The following is a 22,129-nucleotide window of genomic DNA, read 5'->3' on the forward strand; positions in this document are numbered from 1 at the left end:
AACGCACCAGGGGGGAACGGCATTTGCTGACGATCAGGTCCTTGACCAAGAGGTTTCCGGGCACGCTGGCGCTGGACGACGTGCGCTTTGACCTGCGGGCCGGAGAGGTCCACGCGCTTCTGGGCGAAAACGGCGCGGGCAAGTCGACGCTGATCAAGTGCCTGACCGGCGCCTATCGCCCCGATGGCGGGGAAATCCGGCTGGACGGCGCGAAGATCGCGCCCCGCTCGACCTCGGAAGCGCAGGAGCTGGGGATCGGCACGGTCTATCAGGAGGTCAACCTGCTGCCGAACCTGACCGTCGCCCAGAACCTGTGTTTCGGCCGGGAACCAAGACGGGCGGGCATGATCCGGACCCGCGCGATGACCCGGGCCGCGCAGGACATGCTGGACCCTTACGGACTGGACATCGATGTCACCCGGGACCTGGGACACTATTCCGTCGCCATCCGGCAGATCGTGGCCATCGCCCGCGCGGTGGCCCTGTCGGGCAAGGTGCTGATCCTGGACGAACCCACCGCCAGTCTGGACGCGCGCGAGGTAAAGATGCTGTTCGACGTGGTTCGCGGCCTGAAGGCGCGCGGGCTGGGGATCGTCTTCGTGTCGCATTTCCTGGACCAGGTCTTCGACCTGTCCGACCGGGTGACGGTGCTGCGGAACGGCCGCCACATCGTGACCGAGGACATCGCCGCGCTGGACCGCCTGTCGCTGATCGAACACATGCTGGGCCACGCGCTGGAGACAGAGGTCGCCGATCACGCCACCTCGCACGATGCCGTGATCGCCCGGCCCGAAATGCTGACCTTCCGCGGCATGGGGCGGGCTGGGGTCGTGGGCCCCTTCGATCTGGACGTGGGGCAGGGCGAGGTCGTGGGGCTGGCGGGCCTTCTGGGGTCGGGCCGGACCGAAAGTGCGGAATACCTCTTCGGCCTCCGTTCCGGCGGGACGGCGGAAGACATCAAGGGCCCGATCCCGATCGACACGCCGCGCAAGGCCATCGCCGCGGGCTTCGGCTTTGCGCCCGAGGATCGCAAGACCGACGGTATCGTCGCCGAACTGAGCGTCCGGGAAAACATCGCCCTGGCGCTGCAGGCCAGGCGCGGCTGGGCGCGGCCGATGCCGCGCGCGGAACAGCAGCGGCTGGCCCGGATGTATATCGAGCGGCTGGATATCCGCACCTCCGACGCGGAAAAGGCGGTGGGGGACCTGTCGGGCGGCAACCAGCAGAAGGTCGTTCTGGCCCGCTGGCTGGCGATGAACCCGCGGTTCCTGATCCTGGACGAACCCACGCGGGGCATCGATGTGGGCGCCCATGCCGAAATCCTGCGGCTGATCCACGAACTGGTGGGGGAAGGCATGTCGCTGCTGGTGATCTCGTCCGAACTGGATGAACTGATCGCGGTCGCAGACCGGGTGATCGTGGTCCGCGACCGGGCCCATGTGGCGGAACTGACCGGGGCCGAGATCCGGGCCGACACCATCGTCCGCGCCATCGCCCGCCATGACGAAATCGGGGAGGTCGCCTGATGCAGCGCACGCTGACCCAGCTGGCCCCGCAACTGGTGACGCTGGCGGCCGTGGTGCTGCTGGTCTGGGTGGTGTTCCCCGGGTTTCTCGACATCCGTCTGGTCGACGGGCGGCTGGTGGGGCCGGTGATCGACATCCTGAAGCGCGGCGCGCCGGTGGCGCTGCTGGCGACGGGGATGACGCTGGTCATCGCGACCAGGGGTATCGACCTGTCGGTCGGCACCGTGATGGCGATCTGCGGCGCTGTCGCCGCCTGGGCCATCGACGGCGGTTTCGGGCTGGGCGGTGCGCTGGCGCTGGCCATTGTGGCCGGGCTGGTCGCCGGGCTGTGGAACGGAACCCTGGTGGCCATCGTGGGGATCCAGCCCATCGTGGCCACGCTGATCCTGATGACCGCCGGCCGGGGCATCGCCCAGCTGATCACCGAAGGCCGGATCCTGACCTTCACGCATGACGGTTTTGCCTGGCTGGGGTCGGGCACGCTGCTGGCCGTGCCCGTGCCGGCGGTGATCTGGGTCCTGACCGGCATCGCGGCGGCGCTTCTGATGCGGCGCACCGCCCTTGGCCTGCTGGTCGAGGCCGTCGGGATCAACCGCCGTGCCGCGGCCCTGGCCGGCGTCAATGCCACGGTTCTGCTGATCGCGGTCTACATGGCCTCGGGCCTTTGCGCCGCGCTGGCGGGGATCATCACCGCGGCAGACATCCGCGGGGCGGATGCGAACAATGCCGGCCTCTGGCTGGAGCTGGACGCGATTCTGGCGGTGGTGATCGGGGGCAACTCTCTTCTGGGTGGCCGGTTTTCCGTCGCGGCGTCGCTGATCGGGGCGATGATCATCCAGACCATCGACACCGGCATCCTGCTGGCGGGCTTTCCTTCGGAATACAATCTGGTGATCAAGGCGGCGCTGGTGCTGGTAATCCTGGTGCTGCAATCGCCGCGCTTTGCCGCCGAATGGCGGACCTGGCGCGCCGCGCGGGCCGAGCCGCGCCCCGCCGGACAGGTGCAGGAGGACGCACCATGACCAATCCCCGGCTGCTGCCGCTTTACGCCACCATCGCGATCTTCCTGGTGGCCTGCGTGATCTGCTATGCGCAGTTTCCCTACATGGCCTCGACCCGGGTTCTGGGGAACCTGCTGACCGACAATGCCTATCTGGGGATCGTGGCCGTGGGCATGACGGTCGTGATCCTGTCGGGGGGGATCGATCTGTCCGTGGGGTCGGTCATCGCCTTTTCCGGCGTCTTCATCGCTGTGCTGCTGCGGGACACGGGGCTTCATCCGCTGGTGGTCTTCGCCCTGCTTCTGGTGGTCACGACCGCCTTTGGTGCGGCGATGGGCGGGCTGATCCACGTGCTGGAAATGCCGGCCTTCATCGTCACTCTGGCGGGCATGTTCCTGGCCCGGGGGGCTGCCTACATGCTGACCATCGACAGCGTGCCGATCGACGATCCGTTCTTCACCATGCTGCAGAAGGCCTATTACCTGATGCCAGGCAAGGGGCGGCTGACGCTGATCGGGGTGGTGATGCTGCTTTCGGTCGTCGCGGGCATGGTGATCGCCCACCGCACGCGGTTCGGGTCCAGCGTCTTTGCCCTGGGGGGCGGCGTCCAGACCGCGCGGCTGATGGGCGTGAAGGTCGGGCGGACGACGGTCGGGATCTATGCCTTTTCCGGCTTCATGGCCGGGCTTTCGGGCATCGTCTTCGCGATCTACACCGGGTCGGGCTATCCGCTGGCGACCGTGGGGACCGAACTGACGGCGATTGCCGCCGTCGTCATCGGCGGGGCCATCCTGACGGGCGGCGCGGGTTATGTCTTCGGCACGCTGATCGGCGTGCTGACCATGGGGCTGATCCAGACCTACATCGTCTTCGACGGCACGCTGTCCAGCTGGTGGACCAAGATTGTGATCGGGGGCCTGCTTCTGATGTTCATCGTGCTGCAGAAGGGCCTGCTGCGCCTGTCGACGGCGCGTCTGGCCGGGGGCGCCGCGTGACCGCCTGGATCGCCTGCGACTGGGGAACCTCGAACCTGCGGCTTTGGGCGCTGGATGCGGATGGCCGCGTCCTGGCCGAACGGACATCGGACAAGGGCATGGGCCGGCTGGCCCCCGACGGGTACGAACCCGCGCTGCTGGACCTGGCGACCCAGTTCCTGCCTGCCGATGTCTGTCCCTTCACCGTGCCCGTGCCGGTGATCGTCTGCGGCATGGCCGGTGCACGGCAAGGCTGGCGCGAGGCGCCCTATCTGCCCGTGCCCTGTGTCCCGTCCGGTGCCGGTGCCGTGCGGGTGGCGACGCGGGACCCGCGGCTGGAGGTTCACATCCTGCCGGGCCTGTCGCAGACCGATCCCGCCGATGTCATGCGGGGGGAAGAAACGCAGATCGCAGGTCTCTTGCACGGGGATCCGGGCTTTGACGGTGTCCTGTGCCTGCCGGGGACGCATTCGAAATGGGTGCGTGCGGCCGGCGGCCGCGTCCTGCATTTCGGAACCGTCATGACGGGAGAGCTGTTCGCCCTGCTGTCCGAACATTCCGTCCTGCGCCACACGGTCGGGGGCGGAGAAGACCCGGCCGCCTTCGATGCCGCCGTCACCGCTGCACTGGCGGACCCGGCCGGCTGGATGACCCGGCTGTTTCCCTTGCGGGCCGAGGCGCTGCTGGGCGATCTGTCCCCGGCCACGGCGGGGGCGCGGCTGTCGGGCGGGCTGATCGGGGCCGAACTGGCCGCGATGCGCGCCACCTGGCAGGGGCAGCAGGTGGCGCTGATCGGGGCGGACCGGCTGTCGGATCTCTATGCCCGCGCGCTGACGGGGCAGGGCGTGCCGGTCACCCGGCATGACGCAAGGGCCCTGACGCTGGCCGGTCTGAAGGCGGCCCATGCCGCGCTTGGAAAGGTGGCCGCATGACCCGACCCCTGATCGCCATCCTGCGCGGGGTCACCCCGGCAGAGGTCGAACCGATTGCCCGGGCCCTGATCGATGCCGGGATCACCCTCATCGAGGTGCCGCTGAACTCTCCCGACCCGTTCGAGAGCATTCGCCGCCTGGTCGACCGCTTCGGCGATACGGCGATGATCGGCGCGGGCACGGTGCTGGAACCGGAACAGGTCGACCGTCTGGCCGGGATCGGGGCGAAGTTTGTGGTCTCGCCCGACTGCAACCCGCAGGTCATCCGGGCCACGAAGGCGGCCGGGATGACATCCTGCCCCGGGGTGATGACGCCCAGCGACTGTTTCGCGGCCCTTCGGGCGGGGGCGGATGTGCTGAAGCTGTTCCCGGGTTCGCTGATCGGGCCCGGCGGGCTGAAGGCGATCCGGGCGGTACTGCCCCCGGACACGCAGGTCTATGCCGTGGGCGGGGCGGGGCCTGCAAATTTCGCCGACTGGCGCGCGGCGGGTGCGGACGGGTTCGGCATTGGCACGGCACTTTATCACCCCGGCGACACAGCGGCAGAGGTCGCACCCCGCGCCGCCGACCTGGTCGCCCGCTTCGACGAGGTTTTCGGATGACGACACAGATCTTCGACCCCCGCACCTGCGAACTGGGCGAAGGACCGCTCTGGCACCCGGAACGGCAGCAGTTCTTCTGGTTCGACATCATCGGCATGCGGCTTCTGTCCCGGGACGGGGACACGCCGCTGGAATGGTCGCTTGGCGAACATGCCTCGGCCGCCGGGTGGATCGACCGGGGGACTATGCTGATCGCGACGGAAACCGGGCTGCGCCGGTTCGATATCGACAGCGGCGATCATGAACCGGTGATCGCGCTGGAAGCCGGAAACCCGGCCAACCGCTCGAACGACGGGCGGACCGACCCGATGGGCGGGTTCTGGATCGGCACCATGGGCAAGGCCGCAGAACCGCGGGCCGGGGCGATCTACCGGTTCTACGGCGGGGCTGTCGAAAAGATTGTCCCCGATGTCTCGATCCCCAATGCGATCTGCTTCGCACCGGACGGGCGGACGGCCTATCACGCCGACACCCGCCGGCAACGGATCTGGGCACAGCCGCTGGATGCCGCGGGCTGGCCCGACGGGCCGGCCGAGGTCTTCGTCGACCTGCGGCCCGAGGGGCTGAACCCCGACGGCGCGGTGATCGATGCGGATGGCGCCTTGTGGAACGCGCAATGGGGCGCGGGACGCGTCGCGCGATACCTGCCCGACGGCACCTTCGACCGGGCCATCGCGGTGGCCGGGCACCATGCCTCGTGCCCCTGTTTCGGCGGGGCCGACCTGGACCGGATGATCGTCACCACCGCGTGCGAGGGGATCGAGGCGCCCGACGATGCGCAGGGCCTGGTCTATGCGGTCGACCCTGGGGTCCGGGGCCTGCGCGAATACAGGGTGAAGGCGTGACGCGAAGCGAACCCTTCGGCACGCTGCCGGACGGGCAGCCGGTCGAACGCGTTCGGATCGCGGGCGGCGGGCTTACGGCCCATGTCCTGACCTTCGGCGCCACAGTGCAGGACCTGCGGCTGGACGGCATCGACCGCCCGCTGGTGCTGGGGGCCGACGAAATCGCGCCCTACCTTGGCCCGATGCGCTACTTCGGGGCCATCGTCGGCCGCTTTGCCAACCGGATCGGGAATGCGCGGTTCATCCTGGACGGACGGACTTATGAAACCGACCCGAACTTCCGCGACCGGCATACGCTGCATGGCGGCAGCGCGGGCGCAGGCGACCGGATCTGGCAGATCGCGGATCTGGAGCGGGACGCCGTCCGCCTGCGGCTGCGGATGGCAGACGGAGAGATGGGGTTTCCCGGCAATCTGGACGTCCATGTCCGGTACAGGCTGGCGGGCGACGGCGCCTTGCAGGTCACGATCATGGCGGAAACCGATGCGCCGACACCCTGCAGCCTGGCCCATCACGGCTATTTCAACCTGGACGGAGGGCCTGATATCCTGGGCCACAGGTTGCAGGCCGCGGCCGAGCACTATCTTCCCGTCGATACGGACCTGATCCCGACCGGAGAGATCGCGCCCGTCGGCAGGACCGCCTTCGACTTTCGCCATCCCCGCCCCGTCGCGCCGGGTGGATACGATCACAATCTGTGCCTGGGCCGGGCCCGCGGACCGCTGCGCGAGGTGGCGCGACTGACGGGCGCAACGGGCGCGACCATGACGGTGGCCACGACCGAACCGGGGCTTCAGGTCTATGACGGCGCCCATATCGACACGGCACAGGGGCTGGAGGGGCGGGCCTATGGCGCCCATGCCGGGCTGGCGCTGGAAACCCAAGGATGGCCGGATGCGCCGAACCGGCCCGAGTTCCCGGACACGGTCCTGCGGCCGGGCGACGTTTACAGGTCCGAGACGGTCTATCGCTTCAGCCCGGCGCCTTGAAGGCGATCCCCGTTGCCGGAAGCAGGGGCCGCGCTGCGATCTTTTCAGGGGGTTTTCTGTGGTTTTCCCTGGGGTGGCGTGCAGAGAACCATGCGGGGCCGGTGGCCGTGCCCCCCCAGGCCGATGGCGGCCATCAGGGGAGCCGGTGCCGCCCTGACCTGGCCTTTGCCGCTTAGGTGACCCCGCGCAGGAAGACGCCCAGCCCGTATTCGAAGCGGCGCTTCCACGCCTCGCGCGTGGGGCGATAATGCGGGTCGGCCAGTGCTTCCAGGATCGGCAGGTGCAGCATGTCCATCAGCAGTGCCGCCGCCGCCGCCGTGTCGGCGACCTTCAACTCGCCCGTGGCGCAGGCGCGGTCCAGTTCTTCCTTGATCCGGTTCTGCTTGTTGCGCGGCCCCTCCTCAAGGCAGCGACGGCACAGGCGGGGGTGCTGGTCGACCTCGATCACTGCCAGACGGAACATCGCGATGGGCAGGTCCCAGGCATCGTCGGGATCGTCGAAACGGAACATCAGCCGCAGCCGCGCCTCGAACCCTGCGCCGTCGGCGGGTTGATCCATGACCGCATCGTAATCCGCAAGCCGGTGTTCCAGATAGGCCTCGAACAGGGTGTCGCGGTCCCGGAACAGGCCATAAAGCGTCTGTTTCGCCATCCCCGCCCGCCGCGCGATGGCGGACATTGTCATGCCCTTCAGACCGACCTCGCGGAACAGCGCATCCAGCGCGTCGAAGATAATCTGGCGGCGCTGTCGTGCATCCATGACGATGGGCCGTCCCTTGCGTGGCAGCTCCTGTTCGCCATCGCACAGCTTCTGTTCAGCTGATTCAACCAAGAAAAACCCTCCCCTGCGTCCTTATGATCCGGATTCCTGTCGAAATGCGCTTGCGGACCGACCATATCCGTATTTATGGAACTCATGAGTCTTGTAAGTTTTCGCAGCGCCCGCGCCAAGCCCTTTCATGGTCCGCGCGCAGAAGGAGCAACAGATGGCCAACGTCTATCCGTTCCGTGCAGCAGCAGCACTGTTTGTCGCCCTGTCTGCAGGGCTTTACGCCGGTGACGCCGCAGCGCAGCAGGCCGGTTCGCCGCCGCCCCCGGCCGTGACCGTGCAGACGCTGCAGCCGCAAAGCCTGACCGTCACCTCGACCCTGCCCGGACGCGTCCGCGCCTCGGCTTCGGCCGAAGTCCGGCCGCAGGTGAACGGCATCGTCATGGAACGGCTGTTCCGCGAAGGCACGATGGTGAACGAAGGTGATGTCCTCTACCGGATCGATCCCACGACCTACCAGGCCGCCGTGGCCCAGGCCGAAGCTTCGCTGACCTCGGCCAAGGCCCAGCACGATGCCGCGATCCGCGACCTGAAGCGGATTGCCGAACTGAACGAACGCGGCGTGTCCAGCCAGCAGGCCGCGGATGACGCGACCTCTGCCCGGGATATCGCGGCGGCACAGGTCGCCATGGCCGAAGCCGCGCTGAAAACCGCGCAGGTGGAACTGGACCGCACCGACATCCGCGCCCGCCTGTCCGGACGGATCGGCCTGTCAGACATCACCCGCGGCACGCTGGTCACCGCCAGCCAGGCCACGCCGATGACCACGATCCGCAAGCTGGACACCGTCCATGTCGACGTGACCCAGTCCGCGGCCGAGATGCTGGCCTGGCGCCGCGGCACCGCCGTGGACGAGGACATGTCGGAAGACGTCCTGCTGACGCTGGCCGACGGGTCGATCTATCCGCAGAAGGGCAAGCTGACCGCGGCCGAACCCCATGTCGACGAACAGACCGGCGTGGTCGTCCTGCGGCTGACCTTCGAGAACCCGGACATGCTGTTGCTGCCGGGCATGTATGTCCAGGTCGAGATGCCGACCGCCCAGGTCGACAACGCCTTCCTGGTTCCGCAGGAAGGCGTCAGCCGCGACCGCCGCGGCAACCCGATCGCGCTGGTCGTGGACGCCGACAACACGGTCCAGCAACGCGAACTGACGATCCTGCAGGACCAGGGCGCGAACTGGATCGTGACCGAAGGCATCTCGCCCGGTGACCGGGTGATCGTGTCCGGCCTGCAGCGTGTCGCTCCCGGCGCCACCGTAACTCCGCAGGAACGCGCCGCCCCGCAGGCGGCCGCTGCAGACGCCACCCCTGCCGCTGAACCTGCCGCCGCTGGCGGCACCGCTTCGGAGTAAGGCCCACCGATGGCACGTTTCTTCATCGAAAGGCCCATCTTCGCCTGGGTCATTTCCATCATCATCATGGGGGTCGGCATCCTGTCGATCCTGACCCTGCCGGTCGCGCAATATCCGCAGATCGCGCCGCCGTCGATCACGGTGCGGGCGATCTATCCGGGCGCCTCGGCGCAGACGGTGGCCAATACCGTCACCCAGGTGATCGAGCAGCAGATGACCGGGCTCGACGGCATGCGCTACATGTCCTCGAACTCGTCCTCGGCCGGCACGACGCAGGTGACCCTGACCTTCGAGACCGGGACCGACCCGGACATCGCGCAGGTGCAGGTCCAGAACAAGCTGTCCCAGGCCACGCCGCTGCTGCCGGAATCCGTGCAGCGGCAGGGCGTCACGGTCGAAAAGTCGTCGGCCGGGTTCCTGATGGTGATCGGCCTGATCTCGCCCGACGGGTCGCTGGATGAAACCGACCTGGCCGACTATCTTCAGACCAACATCGTCGACGAGATGTCGCGGATCGAGGGCGTGGGTTCGGTCCAGGTCTTCGGGTCGCAATACGCGATGCGGATCTGGCTGGATCCGTCCAAGCTGACCGCTTTCGGCCTGTCGCCGTCGGACGTGGTGTCCGCGGTCAGCCAGGAAAACGCCCAGATCTCGGCCGGGGCCTTCGGCAATCGACCGACGGCGAAGGGGCAGATGCTGAACGCCACGATCACGGCGCAGTCGCTGCTGCAGACGCCCGAGGACTTTCGCCAGATCGTCCTGACCGCCAAGTCGGACGGCGGCCTGGTGCTGCTGGGGGACGTCGCCGAGGTTGAAATCGGCGCCGAAAGCTATGACTTCTCGGCCACCTACGACGGGCAGCCGGCCACCGGCATGGCGATCAGCCTGGCTCCGGGGGCCAATGCCCTCGACACGTCGGAACTGGTCTCGCACCGGATGGAGGAATTCGCGCGCTTCTTCCCGGAAGGGATGGAATACGTCATCCCCTACGACACCACGCCCTTTGTCGAGATCTCGATCGAGTCGGTGATGCACACCCTGATCGAGGCCATCGTGCTGGTGTTCCTGGTGATGCTGCTGTTCCTGCAGAACCTGCGGGCGACGCTGATCCCGACGCTGGCGGTTCCGGTCGTGCTTCTGGGCACCTTCGGGGTGATGGCAGCGCTTGGCTTCACCATCAACACACTGACCATGCTTGCCATGGTGCTGGCCATCGGCCTTCTGGTCGACGACGCCATCGTGGTCGTGGAAAACGTCGAACGCGTGATGGAAGAAGAGGGGCTAAGCCCGCTGGAAGCCACCCGCAAGTCGATGGGTCAGATCACCGGCGCCCTGATCGGGATCGCCATGGTGCTGTCGGCCGTGTTCGTGCCGATGGCCTTCTTCGGCGGCTCGACCGGCGTCATCTACCAGCAGTTCGCGATCACCATCGTGTCGGCCATGGCGCTGTCCGTGGTGGTGGCCCTGACGCTGACGCCCGCGCTTTGCGCCACGATCCTGAAACAAAGCCACGGGCCCAAGCGCGGTCTGTTCGGCCTGTTCAACCGGGGCTTCAACGCCACCACGCGCGGCTATGGCGGCATGGTGTCCTTCATCGTCCGCCGGCCGCTTCTGGGCTTCGTGCTCTACCTCGCGCTGGTCGCGGGCATGGTGACGATGTTCATGCGCACGCCCACCGGCTTCCTGCCGGACGAGGATCAGGGCATCATGTTCGTCATGATCCAGGGCCCCACCGGCGCCACGCTGGAGCGGACGGAAAACGTCATTCGCCAGGTCGAAAGCTATTTCCTCGAACAGGAATCCGAGGCGGTGGAATCCGTTTTCGGCGTGGCCGGTTTCGGCTTTGCCGGACAGGGCCAGAACATGGGTCTGGCCTTCGTGAGGCTGAAGGACTGGTCCGAACGCGAAAACCCGGCATTGTCGGTGCAGGCACTGGCAGGGCGGGCCTTCGGGGCGATGATGCAGATCAAGGACGCCATGGTCTTCCCGATCGTGCCGCCGGCCGTGACGGAACTGGGCAACGTGTCGGGCTTCGACATGTTCCTGCAGGCCCGCGGTGGCCAGAGCCACGAGGAACTGACCAATGCCCGCAACCAGCTTCTGGGGATGGCGGCGCAAAGCCCGCTGCTGACCGGTGTCCGTCCCAACGGGCTGGAAGATGCGGCGCAGTTCAACCTGGATATCGACTGGCGCAAGGCCGGGGCGATGGGGGTGACGGCGGCAAATGTGTCCACGCTTCTGAACATCGCCTGGGCCGGGTCCTACGTGAACGACTTCATCGACCGCGGCCGGATCAAGCGGGTCTATGTGCAGGGCCAGGCTGACAGCCGGTCGACCCCGTCGGACATCGCCCAGTGGCGCGTGCCCAACGCGTCGGGCGGGCTGGTGCCCTTTGCCAACTTTGCCGTCGGCAACTGGCAGCAGGGCGCGCAGGGTGTCTATCGCTATAACGGCGTGCCGGCGATGCAGATCCAGGGCAGCCCCGCGCCCGGCGTGACCACGGGCGAAGCCATGGCAGAGATGGAGCGGCTGGCCGCCCAGCTGCCGCCCGGCTATGACCTGTCGTGGACCGGCCTGTCGCTGGAAGAACGCCAGTCCGGCAGCCAGGCGCCCCTGCTTTACGCCCTGTCGCTGGCCGCGGTGTTCCTGTCGCTTGCCGCGCTTTACGAAAGCTGGTCCATCCCCTTCGCGGTGATGCTGGCCATGCCCATCGGCGTCCTTGGCGCGCTTGGCGGCGCCTGGGCCGGCGGGTTCGAAAACGGGGTGTTCTTTCAGGTGGGCCTGCTGACGGTGATCGGCCTGACAGGGAAGAACGCGATCCTGATCGTCGAGTTCGCCCGCGAAAGGATCGATGCGGGCGAGGAACTGCTCAAGGCCACGGTAGAGGCCGCGAAGCAGCGTTTCCGGCCGATCATCATGACCTCCATGGCGTTTTCGCTGGGGGTCGTGCCGCTGGTGCTTTCGACCGGGGCCGGTTCCGGCGGGCGGAACGCCATCGGTTCGGGCGTGCTGGGCGGGACGCTGTCGTCGACGATCCTGGGCGTGCTGTTCGTGCCGCTGTTCTTCGTGGTCGTGGTGCGGCTGTTCACCCGCAGGCGCAAGGCCTGACGGTCCAAGGTCAGGCGGCCGGGCCGATCATCGGTCCGGCCGCCCTTCCGTCCGGCAACGTGCCGGCAACACTCTTCACATAAATCGGACTACCGGACGGCGCGATGTGCCCATCCGTGATCCCACGCGGGCAGGTCCCGCCTAGCGTTCGTTCACCTTCATCCGCCGTTCCAGCCAGCGCACGCCCTGGCTGATCACCAGCACCAGCACCAGGTATTCCAGGATCAGGAAGCTATAGAGCTCCAGCGGCCGGTATTCGGTCACGACCAGTTCGTTCGCGCGGCGCGTCAGTTCCTGCATCCCGATGACCGACGCAAAGGCCGACATCTTCACGATATAGATGAACTGGTTGGCCAGCGGCGGCAGGATCCGCCGGATCGCCTGCGGCAGGATCACGTAGCGCATGGTCTGGTGGCGGTTCAGGCCGATGGTCTGCGCGGCCTCGCGCTGACCCTTGGCGATGGATTCGATGCCCGCACGATAGATTTCGGCGGTAAAGGCGCTGTCGGCCAGTGCAAGGGTGATGATCGCACCCCAGAACGGGTCGATCGACACCTTGATGCCCACGGATTTCAGTACGACCGGCAGGCCGTAGAACACCCAGAACAGCATCGGCAGCAACGGGATCGACCGGATGAATTCGACATAGATACGGTTCACCCAGCGCCAGCCGCGGCTGGGCGACAGGCCCGGCAGGGCGACCATCAGCCCCAGCGCCATCGACAGCACCGCGGCGATGACCGACAGCAGGATTGTGTTGGTGAACCCGCTCAGCAGAAAGCGGATGTTGATCCACCCCCGCTCGGTCCCGGGGTCGATGACGTACCAGCCCCAGTTGGCGGATGACGAACATCCCGACAGCAGCAAAAGCAGGCCCGCGGCGGTGATCAGACGGTACATGGCGGCCTCAGTGCTGAAGGATGCGGTCAAGGAAGTCACGGCAGCGGTCCGAGGCCGGCGCGCTGAAGAACGGGCCCGGGGGGCTGTCTTCGACGATGCGGCCCCGGTCCATGAAGATCATCCGGTCGGCGACCTTGCGGGCGAACCCCATCTCGTGCGTGACGACGATCATTGTCATGCCGCCCCCGGCCAGTTCGACCATCACGTCCAGCACCTCGGAAATCATCTCCGGGTCAAGCGCCGAGGTCGGTTCGTCGAACAGCATGATCCGCGGCTCCATGCACAGCGACCGGGCGATGGCCACGCGCTGCTGCTGGCCGCCCGACAACTGGCCCGGATACTTGTCCGCCTGTTCGGGGATGTGCACACGGTCCAGATAGCGGCGGGCGATCGCCTCGGCCTCGGCCCGTTTCTTGCCGCGCACCTTCACCGGGCCCAGCATCAGGTTTTCAAGGACGGTCAGGTGCGGGAACAGGTTGAACTGCTGGAACACCATGCCGATTTCGGCCAGCGCCCCGCGGACATCGCGGCCGTCGCCGACCAGTTCCACCCCGTCGATGCGGATGGTGCCGGACTGGTGGCGTTCCAGCCGGTTGATGCAGCGCACCATGGTCGACTTGCCTGACCCGGACGGCCCGCAGACCACGATCTTTTCACCCGGCGCGACGGTCAGGTCGATGTCGGTCAGGACCTGGAAGTCGTCGAACCACTTATTCACGCCGACTAATTCTATCGCGGCTTGCTGCATTGGACGGCACCCTGTTCGCGCTTTTACTGTCAGTAGAAATTTTTCCTTTGAATTTATCGGGGGGGACCGTTTTATCAATCCACTGCGCCCCGGAATCCGCGCGGGACGTCAAACAAGTGCGGATCGGGCCAACCAACAGTGAGGAAAACAAGCCATGCGCAAATTTTATGCGGTCCTGATATCGGCCGTCGCCGCACTGGGGCTGGCCGCACCGGTCAGCGCCCAGTCCGCCCTGAACACGATCCTGGATTCCGGTGTGCTGAAGGTCGGCACCACCGGCGACTGGAACCCCATGAGCGTGCGGGACCCCGCCACCAATTCCTACAAGGGGTTCGACATCGACGTGATGACCGAACTGGGCAAGGATCTGGGGGTCGAGGTGCAGTACGTGCCCACCGACTGGAAGACCCTGGTGAACGGCGTGGTGGCTGGCAACTACAACATCACCGGTTCCGCCTCGATCCTGCCGGCGCGGATGAAGGTCGCGGCCTTTTCCGACATCTATCTTGAAGCAGTGATGTATCCCTTCACGACCAAGGACAAGGTCGACCAGTTTGACGGCTGGGACTCGATCAACAAGCCCGAGGTGAAGGTCGCCACAACCCTTGGCACCTCGTTCGAGCCGCTGGTGAAGCAGTGGTTCCCGGACGCCCAGATCACCGTGATCGAAGCACCTGCGCGCGGCTATCAGGAGGTCCTGTCGGGCCGGGCCGATGTCTTCGTGACTTCGAACATCGAAGGGTCGACCCTGATGGAGAAGTTCCCGGTCGTGCGCGTGCCCGGCACCGATCCGCGTCAGCCGTCGGCCATCGCCATGCTGATGGCGCAGGACGACCAGATCTGGATCAACTACGTCAACACCTGGATTGCGCTGAAAAAGCGCCGCGGCTTCTTCGAGGACCTGAAGGCGAAATGGAAGCTGTGAAGCCTGCCGAAGACATGCGGCCGGACCGGGTGCGCCCGGTTCCGGTCGCCGGCATCATGGACGTGCCCCCCTATATTCAGGGCGCGTCCGGGGCTGAAGGGGTCGCGGACCCGATCAAGCTGTCGTCGAACGAAAACCCCTATGGCCCGGGCGACCGGGTGAAGGACGCGATCCGGGGCGCGGTGGACGACATCCATCTTTACCCCGAAAGCAATGCCTCGGCCCTGGCCGAGGCGCTGGCTGACTTCTGGCATCTGCCGGTGGACCGTATCGTGACCTCCACGGGATCGGATTCGATCCTGCCCTACCTGATGCGGGCCTATCTGGATCGCGGGGATGAGGGGCTGTTCTTCACCGACGCCTTCCCCAAGTTCCGGACCTATGCCATCGGGCAGGGATCGGTGCCGGTGGAGGTGCCGCGGGACAAGGACGCCGACTATGTCGTCGAACCGGCGGCTGTGGCGGCGGCGATCACCCACCGCACGCGGATGGTCTATATCGACAACCCGGGCAACCCGACCGGCGTGGTGATCCCGCCCGACACGATCCGGGCCATCCACACCCTTCTGCCGCCCGACGTGATGCTGGTCCTGGACGAGGCCTATGCCGAGTTCAGCGATATCGGCGACAGCGGCCTGCAACTGGCCGCGACGGCGGACAACGTCGTGGTGCAGCGGACGTTTTCCAAGGCCTTCGGGCTGGCGGGCCTGCGGATCGGCTGGTGCGTGGCCGCACCCCATATTGCAGAGGCCGTGCTGAAGATCCGCCCGACCTTCCCGCTGTCCCTGCCCGGCATCGCCGGCGCCCTGATGGCGCTGGAGGACGGCGAGCGGATGTGGGCCAACATCGCGAAGATCCGCGCCACGCGGGCGACTGCGGTCGCGGCCCTGCGGGCGGCAGGCTGGCGCATTCCGGAACCCGGGGGCAATTTCATGCTGCTTCGCACGGAGGGTGCGCCCATGAGCTATGACGACGCCATGGCCGCCCTGCTGGCGAAGGGGGTGCTGGTCCGTCCGATGCGGCTTCACGGGGCCGAACCCGCGATCCGGATCACCATCGGGACGGATGCACAGATGGCCCCCGTGATCGACGCCCTGACGTGAGCCGCGAGGCCCTGTTCGACTGGTGCCGGACCCGCTTTGGCGACCGGTTCGGCACCGGCCTTTCGGTGCGGGAGCATCATGGCCGCGACGAATCCGGTCATTTTCCCCCTGCCCTGCCCGATGCCGTGATCTCGCCCGAAACTGCCGCCGAGATTGCCGAGCTTCTACCGCGCTGTGCCGCCGCCGGCTGCCCCGTCATCCCCTTCGGCGCGGGCACATCCGTCGAAGGCCAGGTCCTGGCGGTGGCGGGCGGAATATCGCTCGATCTGTCGCGGATGGACCGCATCCTGGACGTGGCCCCGGACGACATGATCGCCGAGGTGCAGGCCGGCGTGACGCGCGAGGCGCTGAACGCCCACCTTCGGGATACCGGCCTGTTCTTCCCGGTCGATCCCGGGGCGAATGCGACGCTGGGGGGCATGGCCTCGACCCGGGCCTCCGGCACCACGACGATCCGCTACGGCACGATGCGCGATGCGGTGATGTCGGTGCAGGCGGTCCTGCCCGACGGTTCGGTCGTGAACACCGGCACCCGCGCACGGAAAAGCGCCGCGGGCTATGACCTGACCCACCTGCTGGTCGGATCCGAAGGCACGCTGGGCGTGATCACCGCGCTGACCCTGCGCCTGCAGCCCCGGCCCGAGGTCAGCCGGTCCTACCAGGTCAGCTTTGCCGATATCGGCAGCGCCGTGCAGACGGTGATCGAGGCCCTGCAATGCGGCGCCCAGCCCACCCGGATCGAACTGATGGACGCCGCCCAGATGCAGGCCTGCCTGGCACAGTCCGACGTGGGCCTGCCCGCCGTTCCGTCCCTGCTGATCGAGGTCACGGGGACCCCGGGCCAGGTGACCGACCAGATTGCCCTGCTGTCACAGGCCGCAAATGATAACGGCGCGGTGGCCGAAACGCGGTGCGACACGCCCGAACAGGCGGCCGCGATCTGGCGGATGCGGCACGGGGCGGCCCTGGCCTCCCGCGCGTCGCAGCCGGGGTGCGAGACGCTTTCAACGGACCTTTGCGTCCCGATTTCCAAACTGGCGCGGGCCATCGACGAAAGCCGCGCCTGGATCGATGCGGCGGGGCTTCAGGCGCATATCTGCGGTCATGTCGGCGATGGCAATTTCCACGCGATGTTCCTGTGCGATCCCGACCTGCCAGAACAGATGGAGAAGGCGATGGAGATTCACGCCCGCATGGTGGCACTGGCCTTGCAGCTTGGCGGGACCTGCAGCGGCGAACACGGTATCGGTCTGGGCAAGAAGCGCTATCTGGGCGACGAACACGCCGACACCCTGCCCGCCATGCGCGCGGTGAAGGCCGCACTGGACCCTTCGGGCATCATGAACCCGGGCAAGATCTTCGACATCTAGAACAGCGCCGCCAGTTCCGGTTCGCGGGCCAGACATTCTGCCAGCGGAGCAAAGGCCTGGGGCCGCATCCGGCCGTCCAGCCACAGGGGTTCACCATCCACGTGGACGCTGGCGTCGATCAGGTTCCACGCGATCTCTCCCGGTGCCGAGGTGCCGCAGGTGTGGAAATGGAGCAGACGCGGGCTGCAGAAGACGTTGTTCGACCAGTAGTCGGGATCCTGCCCCGCCGGATCGAAGAACGGGGCGCCCGGATGGATGCCAGCGTGCCAGCTGTGGACCGCGAAAGGTTCCAGCCCGAAGAGGTTCGCCACATGTGCGTAATGCGCACATATCCGGGCAACCTGATCCGCCGTTCCGTCAAACCCGGTGATCCGGCCGCCATCGAGCTGCGCCATGACGGTGCCGTCCAGGGCCAGGCTGGCCGGGTCGTAGTGCCGGTTGCCCGTCGGCGTCAGCGATCCGGTCAGAGCGACCTGCCCGCGAAACCCGTCCGCCGGGACCGGTGCAGGGACGCCCAGCGGGAAGCGGCGGGTGGTGACATCCGTGGCCTCCTCCAGCTCCGTCCCCCGGGGCGGGTGGCCGGTGATGTCGGTGCCGTTTGGGCAGGTGATCCGGATTTCCGCAGCTCCGAACAAGACCCTGTTCACCGCCGCCTTGAAGCCCTGCATCGCCGTGTGGGGGACCTGCCCGAAGGCCGATCCAAGATCGGCCGCGTTCCTTGCATAGACCATGACCCGCCGTCCGCCGACATGACCGTCGAACCGGCCCTGATCGCCGACACGCGCGAAGAAGACGATGTTGGAATCCGAGGCCAGAAGCGCCTCGACCTCTGCCGGCTGGTCCGCCTCGGGCGGGCCGGCCACGCATTGGCGGACCGACATGCCCATGTCGGCCGCCGCCTGCGCCACCGCATCCGCGACGGCATCGTCGTACCAGCCGTGTTCGGCCGCCTCGACGCAGACCACCAGCGGATCGCCGGCACCGAGGCCCGCGCAGTCGACCAGCAGGTTCCTTGCGGCGGCGGTCAGGTCGGCCGGGCGGGATCCGTCCTGCATCCTTACGCCTTTCCGCGATAGGCGAAGGCCTTGCCAAAGCGCCATGACAGGTAGTCGCCGCAGGTGATCGGGTCGTTCGCCGGCACGTGGTCGGGGCCGAAGACACCCCGCGCGTCGATCAGGGTTTCCGGGTTCGGGTCGAAGGCCAGCACCAGCGACATCCGTTCCCGACCCGACGCGTTCACCACCCGGTGCGGCGTCGATTTATAGGCGCCGTCGGTCCAGCGCGACAGCAAGTCCGCCACGTTGACCAGCAGCGTGCCCGGAATGGGCGGTGCCTCGATCCATTCGCCTTTCGCGTCCTCGACCTGCAGGCCCCCGACATTATCCTGGCAAAGGACCGTCAGCACGCCGAAATCGGTATGCGGACCGACGCCGAACTGATCCTCCCCCGCTGCCGCATCCTGCGGCGGGTAATAGACGAAGGAGGCGCGGGACAAGGGCTTGTCCGCCGTCTTCAGAAAGAAGTCGGAATCCAGATCCAGCCCCAGCGCAAAGCCCCGCATCAGGTGATGGGCGACCTCGTGCGCCTGCACGAAATAGGTCATCGCGGCCGTCTCCAGCCCCGGCTGGAAAGCGGGCCAGCGGTTGTCGCCGCGCAGGGGATGGTCGTCGGGGGTCTGCCCTTCGGCATCCTGGAACCCCCAGATGAAGCTTTCCTTCAGGTCGGGCTTGGCATCGTCCTGCATCTTCGCCCCGCCCTGCCCCAGCCAGCCGCGGTGGCTGCTGGACACGCGGATCGTTTCCTTCAGCGCGGGTTCGGCATGGAAGAAGTCATAGGCCGCGGCCCGCGCGGCATCGATCACCGCGTCGGGAATGCCGTGGCCCTGCACATAGATGAACCCGAGCCCGGTCGAGGCCGCATGCAGCGCCCGCGCCACGGCCAGAGGGTCGGTTCCGTCGCGCAGGGGGGTAATGTCGATCACCGGGATCTCGTCCGCGCTGGTCTTTCGGGCGGTGGCATAGCTCATCTGTCTGGTCCCCCTGTGACGCGTGTCGCCGCGGTCAATCCTCGGTCTCGGCGTAATAGCCCACGATGTCGCCGGCGGTGCTGACGCCAAGCCCGTTCAACAGGCGGTTGACGTAGTTGAAATAGCCGATGATCTGGTTCGCCTCCAGGATCTGGCCGTCGTCCAGTCCGGCATTCTTCAGGGCCAGCACGTCCGCCCGTTCCATCTTGCCCGGGCCCACGGTCAGCTTTTCGGCATAGCGCATCAGTTCCAGCTCGGCCCCGTCGAACACCGTTTCGGGCGTGCGGGCGTCCAGCGCCGCGCGGATCTTTTCCGCCCTCTCCGGATCGCCGATCAGGTGCGCCGCGTTCTTCCAGTGATTGGCCAGCGAATAGGGGCAATCGTTCAGGATCGAGACGTAGGAGCTGATCGTTTCCTGCAGCCACATCGGCAGGGTGTTGGCCTCGTCATGCAGCGCCGCACGATAGAGGATCACGTGCCCTTTCATCGTGTTGGGCCGCAGCGAATGCACCCGCATCACGTTGTCGACCGTGCCGTGCGGCGTGCGGGCAAGGTCGAGGACCGCCTTCAGATCCTCGTCTGCCTCTTCGTCGGAAATCATCCGGATCCACGCGGACATGAAGCTTCCTTCCTAGATCAATATCTGGACGCGGCCGTTTTCGACCCGCGCCTCGATCATCCTGAGCTTGACCCGCGCCGGGGCCGCCTTGGGCTCTCCGGTGCGGGCGTCGAACAGGCCCTGGTGCAGCGGGCATTCGATATGCCGCCCGTCGAAGTATCCGTCACAGAGGTTCGCCGCGCCATGGGTACATCGCGCATGGCTGACGAAAATCCCGTCCACCGTGTCGAAGACCGCCAGTTCGCGGGATCCCAGCGTCACCGGCGTGGCATCGCCCTGTTCCAGGTCCGCCACCGCGATCAGGTCCCGCCAGGTCTTCTGGCGCCCCTCTACCTGGGTCATGCCGCGGTCGTCCCTTCCACGGCAACCGGCCGGTCGCTGCGCGGCTTCCGCCCCGTCAGCTGGGCCAGGATATCCCTGTGCGCCCCCACATAGCCCCGCGGTTCGACGCAGACATACCCGTCCAGCTTTTCATGCAGCTTCGGCAGCGCGTGAAACGGGACCGACGCGGCATAATGATGTTCGGCATGATAGTTCATGTTCCAGCTGAGAAAGGCCATGGGCCCCCAGACCAGGTTCGTCCGCGTGTTCTCCCGCATGTCCCGCACATTGGGGCGGCCGACATGTTCGGTCAGGCGGATCCAGCGCATCACCGGTTCGCCCAGAAAGACCGGCATCCACCAGTACCAGAAAGGCGCCCACCAGCCCGACGCGATGCAGAACAGCAGGATGGCCACGTAAAGGCCCGCCATGATCCGCGCTTCCCAGAACACGGTCCGGTATGCCTCTTTCGGGACGAAGACCTTGTCGCCCTCGGACATACGGCCGGCGACGTGGCGCGAGAATTCCCTGATCTTCGCCCACCAGTATGGAACGGACGAGATGTACCACAGGTAGCCGCCCAATGTTTCCGGCAGGGGGATCAGCTCCGGATCCTCGCCCTTCAGCTGGGTGTGGGTGTGGTGATCGCAGTGTTCATAGCGGAAATACTGGTGCGGCAGGCCGATAAGAAAGCCGCAGATATTGCCCGCCACGTCGTTCAGCCAGCGGGTCTTGAACGGCGTGTAATGGACGCATTCGTGCTGCAGCGCAAAGTGGTGAACCATCAGGATGCCGTGGACGAACATCGCGGGCCACACCGCCCAGGTGCCCATGGTCAGCCAGATCAGCGTTCCCGTCACCCCCAGTGCCGCCCCCCAGACCAGCAGCCGCAGGAACGCATCGCGGTCGTTCCGCTGCATCAGCGCCTTCAGCTCTTTCCGGGTCAGGGCACCGTCGTTCAGCGCCTGGGTGATCGGGGTCAGGACGGGGGCGGCCATGCAGACAAAGTCTCCGTACGGGTTACAGGCCGAATATACCCACAGGAAACTTTTATCATAGGGGGAAAGTCACTTCGGCTTGGAAATCACCGTCAGGAACTTGGCATGTGCTGAATTGCTATGCACTGGACCATGGGGAACCGAGGCATCGAAGGTCAGCGTATCGCCCGCGGTCAGGTGATAGACCTCCTCGCCGATGCGATAGGACAGGTCGCCTTCCAGGAAGTGCATGATCTCGATCCCCGTGTGCTGAAAGATCGGTGTGCCGGCCACGGGCTTGTCCAGCGTGATCAGATAGCTTTCCAGCTCCTGGTTGCCGGTCGCGACATGGCCCAGCTGCTTGTAGCTGTGGCCATAGGTCGACCCGACCCGCTGTACCGTCACGCCTTCGCCCGCACGGACCAGCGACACCTCGTTGATTTCCACCGTGCCGGCGAAGAAGTTGATGATGGGCACCTTCATCGCGCCCGCCAGCGCGTTCAGCGTGTTCAGCGAGGCCGAGACCTGCCCCCGCTCGATCTTGGAAATCATCGGGGTGGAGACGCCGGACATGGTCGAGAGTTCCGCCAGCGTCATGCCCGCCTGGCTGCGCGCCGCACGAACGGCCAGCCCGACCAGCAGGTCGAGACCCTGTTTCTGCGGCATGGCCGGCGGCTGATCCTGCATCGTCGGAATCCCCCAATAAGCGTCCCACCGGTTCGACCCCATCGGCCCGGCGATTACAAGACTGGGCGATCCCCCGCCCCGGTTCCGCCTTCGGCAGCATGCCCGGCCCGCCCGGACCCTATGCTCTATGTTGTATTTTCGCGCCAGAAAGAGGGAAATGGCGCGGCGTCGGTTCCCGGTGCCGTCTGCCCGCCCTAAGCAGGCCCCGCCGGTGCACCTGCACCGCTGCGCCAGCCGAATCCCGCCAGCCATGAATGTCCTTGTCACTCATGCTGCCCGTACGGGACCGGAGA

General features: G+C 66.7%; 21 protein-coding genes. 12 read left to right on the forward strand and 9 right to left on the reverse strand.

Translation table 11 applies throughout. The features are described 5' to 3' along the window. Positions 1 to 41: 41 nt before the first annotated feature. Genes FQK05_RS23025 through FQK05_RS23055 form a run of 7 tightly spaced genes read left to right on the forward strand, consistent with a single transcriptional unit; the run spans position 42 to position 6,869 of the window. Positions 42 to 1,526 (forward strand): sugar ABC transporter ATP-binding protein, encoded by a 1,485-nt coding sequence (locus tag FQK05_RS23025; RefSeq protein ID WP_233270644.1) that lies wholly within the window; start codon positions 42 to 44, stop codon positions 1,524 to 1,526. Continuing rightward, positions 1,526 to 2,548 carry an ABC transporter permease gene (locus tag FQK05_RS23030; RefSeq protein WP_158971390.1) on the forward strand — a complete coding sequence of 341 codons (1,023 nt, stop codon included), beginning with the start codon at positions 1,526 to 1,528 and terminating at the stop codon, positions 2,546 to 2,548. The genes FQK05_RS23025 and FQK05_RS23030 overlap by 1 nt, the downstream gene beginning before the upstream one ends. Beyond that, the gene (gene yjfF, locus FQK05_RS23035; protein ID WP_158971392.1) at positions 2,545 to 3,522 is read left to right on the forward strand and encodes a galactofuranose ABC transporter, permease protein YjfF; all 978 of its coding nucleotides are present in this window, start codon (positions 2,545 to 2,547) and stop codon (positions 3,520 to 3,522) included. Before FQK05_RS23030 ends, yjfF begins: the two co-directional genes overlap by 4 nt. Next, complete coding sequence (locus FQK05_RS23040; protein WP_158971394.1) at positions 3,519 to 4,433, forward strand: 2-dehydro-3-deoxygalactonokinase; 915 nt, start codon at positions 3,519 to 3,521, stop codon at positions 4,431 to 4,433. Before yjfF ends, FQK05_RS23040 begins: the two co-directional genes overlap by 4 nt. After that, positions 4,430 to 5,035, forward strand: a complete 606-nt coding sequence (locus FQK05_RS23045; protein ID WP_158971396.1) for a 2-dehydro-3-deoxy-6-phosphogalactonate aldolase — start codon at positions 4,430 to 4,432, stop codon at positions 5,033 to 5,035. Before FQK05_RS23040 ends, FQK05_RS23045 begins: the two co-directional genes overlap by 4 nt. After that, positions 5,032 to 5,880, forward strand: coding sequence for an SMP-30/gluconolactonase/LRE family protein (locus FQK05_RS23050; protein ID WP_158971398.1), 849 nt, complete (start codon positions 5,032 to 5,034; stop codon positions 5,878 to 5,880). Before FQK05_RS23045 ends, FQK05_RS23050 begins: the two co-directional genes overlap by 4 nt. Next, positions 5,877 to 6,869: an aldose epimerase family protein gene (locus FQK05_RS23055; protein WP_158971400.1), complete on the forward strand. Its 993-nt coding sequence runs from the start codon at positions 5,877 to 5,879 to the stop codon at positions 6,867 to 6,869. Before FQK05_RS23050 ends, FQK05_RS23055 begins: the two co-directional genes overlap by 4 nt. A gap of 172 nt (positions 6,870 to 7,041) precedes the next feature. Here FQK05_RS23055 and FQK05_RS23060 read toward each other — a convergent pair whose 3' ends face one another. Next, the gene (locus FQK05_RS23060; RefSeq protein WP_233270645.1) at positions 7,042 to 7,701 is read right to left on the reverse strand and encodes a TetR/AcrR family transcriptional regulator; all 660 of its coding nucleotides are present in this window, start codon (positions 7,699 to 7,701) and stop codon (positions 7,042 to 7,044) included. Positions 7,702 to 7,855: 154 nt separating this feature from the next. Here FQK05_RS23060 and FQK05_RS23065 point away from each other — a divergent pair, with 154 nt between their 5' ends. Together FQK05_RS23065 and FQK05_RS23070 are read left to right on the forward strand one after the other, a co-directional pair. Then, a complete protein-coding gene (locus tag FQK05_RS23065; protein WP_158971402.1) occupies positions 7,856 to 9,052 on the forward strand; it encodes an efflux RND transporter periplasmic adaptor subunit in 1,197 nt (398 codons plus the stop codon). A gap of 9 nt (positions 9,053 to 9,061) precedes the next feature. Next, a complete protein-coding gene (locus FQK05_RS23070; RefSeq protein ID WP_158971404.1) occupies positions 9,062 to 12,160 on the forward strand; it encodes an efflux RND transporter permease subunit in 3,099 nt (1,032 codons plus the stop codon). Between the two features lie 141 nt (positions 12,161 to 12,301). Here FQK05_RS23070 and FQK05_RS23075 read toward each other — a convergent pair whose 3' ends face one another. Both FQK05_RS23075 and FQK05_RS23080 read right to left on the reverse strand, forming a co-directional pair. After that, positions 12,302 to 13,060 (reverse strand): amino acid ABC transporter permease, encoded by a 759-nt coding sequence (locus tag FQK05_RS23075; protein WP_158971406.1) that lies wholly within the window; start codon positions 13,058 to 13,060, stop codon positions 12,302 to 12,304. Positions 13,061 to 13,067: 7 nt separating this feature from the next. Continuing rightward, complete coding sequence (locus FQK05_RS23080) at positions 13,068 to 13,808, reverse strand: amino acid ABC transporter ATP-binding protein (RefSeq protein ID WP_158971408.1); 741 nt, start codon at positions 13,806 to 13,808, stop codon at positions 13,068 to 13,070. 154 nt (positions 13,809 to 13,962) lie between these two features. On the opposite strand from FQK05_RS23080, the gene FQK05_RS23085 reads away from it, so the two are divergent. Genes FQK05_RS23085 through FQK05_RS23095 form a run of 3 tightly spaced genes read left to right on the forward strand, consistent with a single transcriptional unit; the run spans position 13,963 to position 17,206 of the window. Beyond that, positions 13,963 to 14,733 carry a transporter substrate-binding domain-containing protein gene (locus tag FQK05_RS23085; protein ID WP_158971410.1) on the forward strand — a complete coding sequence of 257 codons (771 nt, stop codon included), beginning with the start codon at positions 13,963 to 13,965 and terminating at the stop codon, positions 14,731 to 14,733. Beyond that, positions 14,721 to 15,836, forward strand: coding sequence for a pyridoxal phosphate-dependent aminotransferase (locus FQK05_RS23090; RefSeq protein WP_158971412.1), 1,116 nt, complete (start codon positions 14,721 to 14,723; stop codon positions 15,834 to 15,836). Before FQK05_RS23085 ends, FQK05_RS23090 begins: the two co-directional genes overlap by 13 nt. After that, entirely contained in the window at positions 15,833 to 17,206 is a 1,374-nt protein-coding gene (locus tag FQK05_RS23095) for an FAD-binding oxidoreductase (RefSeq protein ID WP_158971414.1), read from the forward strand. The genes FQK05_RS23090 and FQK05_RS23095 overlap by 4 nt, the downstream gene beginning before the upstream one ends. Here the strand turns inward: FQK05_RS23095 and FQK05_RS23100 are convergent. The 6 genes from FQK05_RS23100 to FQK05_RS23125 all read right to left on the reverse strand — a co-directional run bounded on the left by FQK05_RS23100 (position 17,203) and on the right by FQK05_RS23125 (position 21,836). After that, the gene (locus FQK05_RS23100; RefSeq protein WP_158971416.1) at positions 17,203 to 18,261 is read right to left on the reverse strand and encodes a hypothetical protein; all 1,059 of its coding nucleotides are present in this window, start codon (positions 18,259 to 18,261) and stop codon (positions 17,203 to 17,205) included. The two genes, FQK05_RS23095 and FQK05_RS23100, sit on opposite strands and share 4 nt — an antisense overlap. 2 nt (positions 18,262 to 18,263) lie before the next feature. Further along, positions 18,264 to 19,232 carry an isopenicillin N synthase family dioxygenase gene (locus FQK05_RS23105; RefSeq protein WP_158971418.1) on the reverse strand — a complete coding sequence of 323 codons (969 nt, stop codon included), beginning with the start codon at positions 19,230 to 19,232 and terminating at the stop codon, positions 18,264 to 18,266. A gap of 34 nt (positions 19,233 to 19,266) precedes the next feature. Next, the gene (locus tag FQK05_RS23110) at positions 19,267 to 19,851 is read right to left on the reverse strand and encodes a carboxymuconolactone decarboxylase family protein (protein ID WP_158971420.1); all 585 of its coding nucleotides are present in this window, start codon (positions 19,849 to 19,851) and stop codon (positions 19,267 to 19,269) included. A gap of 12 nt (positions 19,852 to 19,863) precedes the next feature. Continuing rightward, entirely contained in the window at positions 19,864 to 20,193 is a 330-nt protein-coding gene (locus FQK05_RS23115; RefSeq protein ID WP_158971422.1) for a non-heme iron oxygenase ferredoxin subunit, read from the reverse strand. Continuing rightward, positions 20,190 to 21,170, reverse strand: a complete 981-nt coding sequence (locus FQK05_RS23120) for a fatty acid desaturase family protein (protein ID WP_158971424.1) — start codon at positions 21,168 to 21,170, stop codon at positions 20,190 to 20,192. Before FQK05_RS23120 ends, FQK05_RS23115 begins: the two co-directional genes overlap by 4 nt. Before the next feature lie 69 nt (positions 21,171 to 21,239). Further along, positions 21,240 to 21,836 carry a helix-turn-helix domain-containing protein gene (locus tag FQK05_RS23125; protein ID WP_158971426.1) on the reverse strand — a complete coding sequence of 199 codons (597 nt, stop codon included), beginning with the start codon at positions 21,834 to 21,836 and terminating at the stop codon, positions 21,240 to 21,242. Positions 21,837 to 22,129: the final 293 nt, after the last annotated feature.

The sequence above is a fragment of the Chachezhania sediminis genome (assembly GCF_009765275.1).
GTDB lineage: Bacteria > Pseudomonadota > Alphaproteobacteria > Rhodobacterales > Rhodobacteraceae > Chachezhania > Chachezhania sediminis.

Coding starts and splice junctions, on each gene's coding strand:
- FQK05_RS23030 (WP_158971390.1), top strand. CDS start 1,526: ATGCAGCGCACGCTGACCCAGCTGGCCCCGCAACTGGTGACGCTGGCG.
- yjfF (WP_158971392.1), top strand. CDS start 2,545: ATGACCAATCCCCGGCTGCTGCCGCTTTACGCCACCATCGCGATCTTC.
- FQK05_RS23045 (WP_158971396.1), top strand. CDS start 4,430: ATGACCCGACCCCTGATCGCCATCCTGCGCGGGGTCACCCCGGCAGAG.
- FQK05_RS23050 (WP_158971398.1), top strand. CDS start 5,032: ATGACGACACAGATCTTCGACCCCCGCACCTGCGAACTGGGCGAAGGA.
- FQK05_RS23065 (WP_158971402.1), top strand. CDS start 7,856: ATGGCCAACGTCTATCCGTTCCGTGCAGCAGCAGCACTGTTTGTCGCC.
- FQK05_RS23070 (WP_158971404.1), top strand. CDS start 9,062: ATGGCACGTTTCTTCATCGAAAGGCCCATCTTCGCCTGGGTCATTTCC.
- FQK05_RS23075 (WP_158971406.1), bottom strand. CDS start 13,060: ATGTACCGTCTGATCACCGCCGCGGGCCTGCTTTTGCTGCTGTCGGGA.
- FQK05_RS23080 (WP_158971408.1), bottom strand. CDS start 13,808: ATGCAGCAAGCCGCGATAGAATTAGTCGGCGTGAATAAGTGGTTCGAC.
- FQK05_RS23085 (WP_158971410.1), top strand. CDS start 13,963: ATGCGCAAATTTTATGCGGTCCTGATATCGGCCGTCGCCGCACTGGGG.
- FQK05_RS23090 (WP_158971412.1), top strand. CDS start 14,721: ATGGAAGCTGTGAAGCCTGCCGAAGACATGCGGCCGGACCGGGTGCGC.
- FQK05_RS23100 (WP_158971416.1), bottom strand. CDS start 18,261: ATGCAGGACGGATCCCGCCCGGCCGACCTGACCGCCGCCGCAAGGAAC.
- FQK05_RS23105 (WP_158971418.1), bottom strand. CDS start 19,232: ATGAGCTATGCCACCGCCCGAAAGACCAGCGCGGACGAGATCCCGGTG.
- FQK05_RS23110 (WP_158971420.1), bottom strand. CDS start 19,851: ATGTCCGCGTGGATCCGGATGATTTCCGACGAAGAGGCAGACGAGGAT.
- FQK05_RS23115 (WP_158971422.1), bottom strand. CDS start 20,193: ATGACCCAGGTAGAGGGGCGCCAGAAGACCTGGCGGGACCTGATCGCG.
- FQK05_RS23120 (WP_158971424.1), bottom strand. CDS start 21,170: ATGGCCGCCCCCGTCCTGACCCCGATCACCCAGGCGCTGAACGACGGT.
- FQK05_RS23125 (WP_158971426.1), bottom strand. CDS start 21,836: ATGCAGGATCAGCCGCCGGCCATGCCGCAGAAACAGGGTCTCGACCTG.